Origin of the sequence: Empedobacter falsenii, from assembly GCF_019308355.1 — a bacterium.
GTDB lineage: Bacteria > Bacteroidota > Bacteroidia > Flavobacteriales > Weeksellaceae > Empedobacter > Empedobacter falsenii_B.
In genome coordinates, this window is sequence record NZ_JAAGKM010000031.1 from 24908 (window position 1) to 31415 (window position 6508).

7 protein-coding genes are annotated in these 6508 nt (G+C 32.0%); 4 read left to right on the forward strand and 3 right to left on the reverse strand.

Features of this window, described 5'->3' with window-relative positions; translation table 11 throughout:
• Positions 1–90 precede the first annotated feature (90 nt).
• A complete protein-coding gene (gene lysM / locus G0Q09_RS11355; protein WP_219034954.1) occupies positions 91–546 on the reverse strand; it encodes a peptidoglycan-binding protein LysM in 456 nt (151 codons plus the stop codon).
• A 63-nt stretch (positions 547–609) separates the two neighbouring features.
• Entirely contained in the window at positions 610–1446 is an 837-nt protein-coding gene (locus G0Q09_RS11360; RefSeq protein WP_219034955.1) for a hypothetical protein, read from the reverse strand.
• 125 nt (positions 1447–1571) lie between these two features.
• Between G0Q09_RS11360 and G0Q09_RS11365 the strand changes: the two genes are divergently transcribed.
• Positions 1572–2612: an asparaginase gene (locus G0Q09_RS11365; protein ID WP_180905964.1), complete on the forward strand. Its 1041-nt coding sequence runs from the start codon at positions 1572–1574 to the stop codon at positions 2610–2612.
• A 62-nt stretch (positions 2613–2674) separates the two neighbouring features.
• On the opposite strand, the gene mdtD is transcribed toward G0Q09_RS11365, so the two are convergent.
• Entirely contained in the window at positions 2675–4078 is a 1404-nt protein-coding gene (gene mdtD, locus G0Q09_RS11370) for a multidrug transporter subunit MdtD (protein ID WP_219034956.1), read from the reverse strand.
• 73 nt (positions 4079–4151) lie between these two features.
• Between mdtD and G0Q09_RS11375 the strand changes: the two genes are divergently transcribed.
• From G0Q09_RS11375 to G0Q09_RS11385, 3 genes are read left to right on the forward strand one after another with little or no spacing between them, the layout of a single operon-like run.
• Positions 4152–4808 carry a TatD family hydrolase gene (locus tag G0Q09_RS11375; protein WP_219034957.1) on the forward strand — a complete coding sequence of 219 codons (657 nt, stop codon included), beginning with the start codon at positions 4152–4154 and terminating at the stop codon, positions 4806–4808.
• Positions 4809–4822: 14 nt separating this feature from the next.
• On the forward strand, positions 4823–5545 hold the full coding sequence (locus G0Q09_RS11380; protein ID WP_135836867.1) for a tRNA threonylcarbamoyladenosine dehydratase: 723 nt from the start codon (positions 4823–4825) through the stop codon (positions 5543–5545).
• 60 nt (positions 5546–5605) lie between these two features.
• On the forward strand, positions 5606–6313 hold the full coding sequence (locus G0Q09_RS11385; protein WP_125350289.1) for a hypothetical protein: 708 nt from the start codon (positions 5606–5608) through the stop codon (positions 6311–6313).
• Positions 6314–6508: the final 195 nt, after the last annotated feature.

A 6508-nucleotide genomic window follows, 5' to 3' on the forward strand; every position in this document is an offset into this window, starting at 1 on the left:
TATTCTGCAAAAACCATGCTGTAAAAATATAAAACTCCTACAATCATTTGGTTGTAGGAGTTTTAACCTTAATATTTTATTTCTATTGTATTAATCCTGAGGAATATATAAAACCTGACCTGGATAAATCTTATCTTCGTGTTTTAACATTGGTTTGTTTGCTTCGAAAATTTTTGGATACTGCATTGGATCTCCATAAACTTCTTTTGCAATTTTAGATAAAGAATCTCCACTTTTTACAGTATACATTGTCTTAGATAAATCTGGAATCTCAATTCTCAAAGGTGTTTTCAATGTTAATTGATCTTCTACTCCTTCCACTCCATCAATGTTACCTGCTGTTGCTAAAATTTTTTGTTTCTCGTTGATGTCCAACGCTTGTCCAGCTACTACAATTTTATCTCCATCAGTAGAAAAAGTTACTCCTGACAAATCAAATCCTTGCTTTGCAACTTGTTCTTGTACTTTACCTGCTTTTTCTTCTGGTGTTTCTGCACCTCCGAAGACTTTCTCTCCGGCATTTTTGATAAATGAAAATAATCCCATAACGAGTTGATTTTAATAATATTTATTTGTTGATATTTAGTAAATATATAATTTCTCTAACAATTATCGTGCAATTGATGAATATTTCTTTTTTAAATTTTCGGTAATCGAGAGTTGTTGTTGAATTTGACTTGTTAATTGATTAATTTTTGCATCCAAAACTTTATCGTTCTCTTCGGCAATTTGTATTTTTCCGCTCAATGTTACTACTTGATCTTCTATCGATCGCAAAGAATTTTCTGTTTTTATCTTTTTCTTCATCAAACCATCAGTTACTTTGTCATTCGATTCTCTTTCCAATTGATTCACCACCAAATCTAACTTATCGCCCAAAGCTTGCTTTTTACTTTCTAATTTCAATAAGGTGTTATTATCTTTTAGATATGATTTGATCGAGTTTCCTTTTTTCAATTGTGCATCAGCGTTTTCTTTTGTCAATCGAATCATATTTTCGTTCGCTAACCTCAACTCATTTCGTACACAACCTTGCTTCGTTTTTGTTGCTAAATCTTGCAATTGAGCATAAATTTTATCAAACTCTGCCGAATTACTATTAAATGTCATTCCATTTTGATCCGTTAATGTATTAATCACAGTCGTTTTTCCATTTTCTTCATCAACCAAACTAATCACAGATTTATACACATCTTGCGAATTTTTGAACTTGATATTACTCGCTTCATGTCTTTTCAAAAAAGCAGAAGAACCTTCTTTGTTCGTTACCCAATTTTCCCACGATTTCACAATCAAATTCTGCGCACAATTATCCGTAGAAAAAGCAAAAGATTTCAGTTCTTGTCCGTTCATTTCGTACTCAACTTCAAACAATCCTTCATCAGATTGTGCATTAACATAAGCTGATGTTAACAAAGTTGTAATGGCTAAAAGTAATAGTTTCATCAAGTTGATAGTTTAAATTTCTGTTCACAATTATTTATCCAATTTACAAAATATCGGAGTTTAAGAAAAGATGTTGTACAGATTTTTTATAATGGTTAATTTTAACCAGAAATTAATCAAACCGCATGCAAACAAAAATTTTATTAATTTACACAGGAGGAACAATTGGAATGGCGAAAGATTATGGTGACCAATCCTTGAAACCTTTCAATTTTGATAATTTGTTGAAACAAATTCCGGAATTGGGTCTGTTAGATTGTTCTTTCGATTATCATAGTTTCGATACGCCTATAGATTCGTCTGATATGAAACCTAAATATTGGATAGAAATTGCCGAAACCATTCAACAAAACTACGAAAACTATGATGGTTTTGTTGTTTTGCACGGAACAGATACAATGGCGTATACAGCTTCTGCAATGAGTTTTATGATTGATAACCTCGAGAAACCTGTCATTTTCACTGGTTCGCAATTACCAATTGGAGATTTGCGCACAGATGCGAAAGAAAACTTAATTACTTCGATTCAATTGGCTTCGTTACGTAAAAATGACAAACCAATTATCAAGGAAGTTTGTGTGTATTTTGAATATAAATTGTTTCGTGCGAATAGAACAACTAAGATTAATGCAGAAAACTTTGATGCTTTCGAGTCGCCGAATTATCCAGTAATTGGAGTTTCCGGTGTTCATCTGGAAGTGAAAGAAGATTTATTGTTAAAAAATGTTGTTACGGATAAACTTTCGATCAACAAAAATCTAAATGCTGATGTTGGTGTCTTGAAGATTTTCCCTGGAATGAATCGTTCTTTTATCGAAAGTGTTTTAAACGCTCCGAACATGAAAGCTTTTATTATTGAGGCTTTCGGAACAGGAAATATTTTTACCGATAGTTGGTTTATTGAATTGCTGGAAGAAGTAACGAATAAAGGAGTTCATCTTATCATCAACACGCAATGTGCTGGCGGAATGGTAGAACTTGGACGTTATGCTACAAGTGATGCGTTACTAAATATGGGCGCAATTTCGAGTTATGATTTGACAATGGAAGCTGCAATTACCAAAGCCATTTATTTATTAGGTCAAAACCTTTCGAAAGAAGAATTCAAAACGCAATACGAAGCAAACTTGAAAGGTGAACTTCGCCATCATTTTTACAATGATTAAATCAAAATAATATAAAACGAAAAAAATCTCTACTTGGTAGAGATTTTTTTATGTTCTAAATTTTATTTCTTCCCCGACATTGAAGCGCCATCAGATTCTCTTAATTTGAAAAAGATGTAAGTTGATAAAATTGTCATCACGCCCATCGTCAAAAATGAATAACGAAAAGCTTGTACTTCCACTCCATTTACAAATCCTGCTTGTCTAAAAACACCTAAAATTAATGCAGCTACAGAAATTCCAAATGTTAGTGATAATTGTTGTGTAACCGATAATAAACTATTCCCTTCGCTGGATGTATTTTCGTCCAAATCTGCTAAAGACAAGGTATTCATCGCCGTAAATTGAATTGAACTAAAAAATCCATTCAAAACCATTAACGGAATGATATAATAAATTGGTGATTTCGATTCTAAAAAGAAAAACATACAAATGATTAATCCTAAAGTTATTGTATTGGAAATCAACATATTTCGATAACCAAATTTATTCACAATTGGCACAACAAACGATTTTGCAATAATGTTACTTGTTGCAGATGGAATCATAATTAATCCCGCTACAGTAGCCGAATATCCATAACCAACTTGCAATAAAAGCGGAATAAGAAAAGGTATTCCTCCAATTCCTAATCGTGTAATAAGATTTCCTATAATACCAATTCGCAAAGTTCTAATGTTAAACAAATTCAAATCGATTAAAGGATGTTGTTTATGTTTTGCATGATAAATATACAAACCAATCAAAAAGGCAGAAACTACAGTCAATGCCAATACAGTTTGCAGGCCAATCACACGAGAAGATGTCAATTCCATAATCAATGTTAAGACAGTAACTCCTCCACTAAAAAGAATCAAACCTCTGATATCAAATTTAAAAACTGGATGTTTAAAATCGGGGATCGCAAAAGTTGTCATCCAAAGTGCAATAATTCCGAATGGAATATTCACGATGAAAATCCAATGCCATGATAAAGTTTCAACCAAAATACCTCCAATTGTTGGTCCTAAAAGTGGTCCTATTAACCCTGGTATGGTGATAAAATTAATTACTTTTAATAATTCACTTTTTGGATAAGCATATAAAATTGCTAAACGTACAACAGGAACCATCATCGATCCTCCAATCGCTTGTATAACGCGTGAAATGACTAAAAAAGGTAAAGTTGTGGCAAATGCGCAAAGTGTGGATCCAAGTGTAAAAATCAGTATAGCAGATTGAAAAACTTTTTTCGTTCCGTATTTATCCGAAAGCCAACCACTCAAAGGAATTAACAAAGCGATTGTTAACGTATACGCAACAATAATCGACTGAATTTCTAAAGGCGATTTTCCTAATTCTTTTGCGATTGTAGGTAAAGATGTATTTAAAATTGTAGCGTCCAAAGCTTGCATAAAAATTGCCATCGCACCAAGCCATGGCAAAAACTTCAACATTTTTGGACTTAAAATATGATCTGAATTCATTCAAATTCCTATAGCAAATTCTATTCCTATTTTAACATTTCGAAAAATCATTGAAAAAGATTAAATTTGAACTATGTTTCTCAACGCGCATACACATCATTTATCCGATCAAACAGATGTTTTGGAACTGTATAATCAGTTTCCAAATGAGTTGAATAATGAAGCTAAATTATTTTCGATTGGGATTCATCCAGCTTACATCAAAACCTCATCAATAAAGGAAGAAATCGAAATTATCAATCAAACTATTTCGAATAAAAACTGTTTGGCGATTGGTGAAATTGGATTGGATAAATTGTGCGAAACAGATTTTGAATTACAAATCAATGTTTTTGAAAAACAATTAGAAATTGCAACGCAACATCAACTTCCAGTCATTATACATTCGGTTCGCGCTTATCAAGAAATTTTACACATTCAAAAACAAATGAAATTGACGATTCCGTTTATTTTTCATGGTTTCAATAAGAATGAGCAATTACTCAATCAAATTATTGCGCAAAATTGTTTTGCATCTTTTGGTAAAAATCTTCTATCAAACAAAAACTTACAAATTATATTTGCAAATCTTTCTGCAAATCAATTCTTTTTGGAAAATGATGCAAGCGAAATTTCTATTGAAGAAATTTATACTTTTGCAGCAGATTTAAGAAAAATTACAATCGAGGAATTACAACTTCAACAAGCAGAAAATTGGAAAACAGTTTTCGGTTACGAAGTTCAATCATAATAAAATACATTTCAATGGCAGTTTGGCAAGAAAGAGCTGAATTATTATTCAAAGAAGAAGGTTTAGAAATCCTAAAAAATTCAAACATTTTAGTTGTTGGTTTAGGTGGAGTTGGCTCTTTTGCCGCAGAATTTATCGCACGCGCAGGAGTTGGAAAAATGACTATTGTTGATGGCGATACTGTTGACATAACAAATATTAACCGACAATTACCCGCTTTGCATTCGACAGTTGGACAACATAAAGTAGATGTGGTTGGTGATCGTTTGATGGATATAAATCCTGAATTAGAATTAACACGTATTAACGAATTTTTGAGTCCAGAACGTACACACGAAATCGTCACACCAGATTTTGATTATGTGTTAGATTGCATCGATTCTGTTACACCAAAAATTAATTTGATTTTAGCTGCAAAACGCAAAAAAATTAAAGTAATCAGCAATATGGGCGCTGGAGGAAAATATTTGGCAAGCAAAGTACAAGTGCGTGATATTAGTAAAACAGATGTTTGTCCTTTGGCAAAAAATGTTAGAAAACGATTAAAAAAAGAAGGAATTAATAAAGGTGTAAAAGCTGTTTTTTCGACAGAAGTTCCTGATGAATCTTCGGTTAAATTAACGGATGGAAAAAATTATAAAAAATCGTTTTACGGAACTAATTCGTGGATGCCTGGTTTATTCGGGTTGCATGCGGCAGAAACGGTGATTCGACATTTATTAAAAAAAGATAAATAATTAAGTACTTTCTTAAAGATTTAATTAATTTAGTTGCGAATTAACAAAGAGACGAAAAAAATGAAAATCAATTACGATTATATCACATACGAGGATGTTTTGAGAGCACGTCAATTTATGTACGAGCAAGCGTTGGAACAGAATGCGACTAATTCGTTGTTGAACACTGCGAGAGATTTATTTGGAAACAGCAATTTCGAGATGTGTATCAAAATTTGTGAAGGTTTATTGGATGCGAAAGACCCAAAACAATTGTACGATGCTAAGAAATTAATTGCTTTATCATATTATAGTTTACAAGATTTTGAGAATGCGGATAATGCATTTTTCGATATCGCTCAAAACTCTGATAATTCAGACGATTGGTTTAATGTTGTCATTTCTGCAGCTTTAAATAAAAATATCGAACGTAGTAAAGAATCTTTTGGAATTGCATTAGAAAAATACACGAAATTTGGTCATCAACGTAATATGCCTTCAGTACAATTGATGTTGCATTATATGATTACGTTAGAAACTGTAAAAGAATACGTTTTGGCTTTGGAACAATGTAGAATGTTGGTACAAGTTTACGCTAAATTGAAAAAAACAGACGAAAAATTCTTAAGTTCTCGTGGTTTAGAACAAATCGAAAACTTTTTGGAAACTGCAAAACCAGTTTTGAAAAAAGCGAAAAAGAAAGAATTAACAGAAATCAAAAAAGAATTGGTTGAAGCCTTAGACGCAAACGGCGTAGAAAAAGTAGAAGCTTTTTTTGCTGAGTTTTAAGAAAATTATTTTTACGAGAAATATAAAATCCACTTCGAGAGAAGTGGATTTTTTGTTTTAATTATTTTCGACACTGTACCAAAAACTGTGTAAGTATAAAATTCTGCTTGGGTTAAAATCGAGCAGAATTTTTTTTATACATTTAATATTTACATATTTATGGAAACAAAAGACCTATTTCCGGATGATTTTTTC

What these genes read in the sequence shown, in the direction of transcription:
- lysM (WP_219034954.1), bottom strand. Translation starts at nt 546, where the DNA reads ATGGGATTATTTTCATTTATCAAAAATGCCGGAGAGAAAGTCTTCGGA.
- G0Q09_RS11360 (WP_219034955.1), bottom strand. Translation starts at nt 1,446, where the DNA reads ATGAAACTATTACTTTTAGCCATTACAACTTTGTTAACATCAGCTTAT.
- G0Q09_RS11365 (WP_180905964.1), top strand. Translation starts at nt 1,572, where the DNA reads ATGCAAACAAAAATTTTATTAATTTACACAGGAGGAACAATTGGAATG.
- mdtD (WP_219034956.1), bottom strand. Translation starts at nt 4,078, where the DNA reads ATGAATTCAGATCATATTTTAAGTCCAAAAATGTTGAAGTTTTTGCCA.
- G0Q09_RS11375 (WP_219034957.1), top strand. Translation starts at nt 4,152, where the DNA reads ATGTTTCTCAACGCGCATACACATCATTTATCCGATCAAACAGATGTT.
- G0Q09_RS11380 (WP_135836867.1), top strand. Translation starts at nt 4,823, where the DNA reads ATGGCAGTTTGGCAAGAAAGAGCTGAATTATTATTCAAAGAAGAAGGT.
- G0Q09_RS11385 (WP_125350289.1), top strand. Translation starts at nt 5,606, where the DNA reads ATGAAAATCAATTACGATTATATCACATACGAGGATGTTTTGAGAGCA.